At 54.5% G+C, this 426-nt stretch carries 1 protein-coding gene; it reads left to right on the top strand.

The features are described 5' to 3' along the window. Nucleotides 1-21 precede the first annotated feature (21 nt). A partial coding sequence (locus tag ACH13J_RS18385) for a hypothetical protein (protein ID WP_397544793.1) occupies nucleotides 22-426 on the top strand: 405 nt, incomplete at its 3' end.

Raw genomic sequence — 426 nt, 5'->3', positions numbered from 1 at the left:
CATGGGGCGGCGGAAACACCAGTGACTTCCTATGTCGGTCAAATTTTTGTCGATTTCGCAAGCCATGAAGGCTGGATGAAGGACGAGATTGCCAGCACCTACCCGGGCACCAACGCCAGCCCACTAGAGATTTTCGCATTGGCAGCCGAGTATCACTCGGCTGCAGAGGGCTTAATTCTCAAGGGACGACCGCGACAGCCGATATCGCGCGCGCCGGCGCGACTCTGTGCAATCCACGCAATTGAACTCTACCTCAATGCGTTCTTGCTCTCTTCAGGTGATTCCCCCGAAAAGGTGCGTGCTCATTTTCACAACCTCGCTGATCGCGCGAACACCGCAGTCACACGGGGACTGGTACTTCGAAAGTTGACCCTCAATCATCTAGTTCGGATGACGGAAGATCGCGAATACCTGATTTCACGCTAT

This window comes from Roseovarius salis, from assembly GCF_044472985.1.
Taxonomy (GTDB): domain Bacteria; phylum Pseudomonadota; class Alphaproteobacteria; order Rhodobacterales; family Rhodobacteraceae; genus Roseovarius; species Roseovarius salis.
This window is presented reverse-complemented; position numbering and strand designations above follow the sequence as displayed.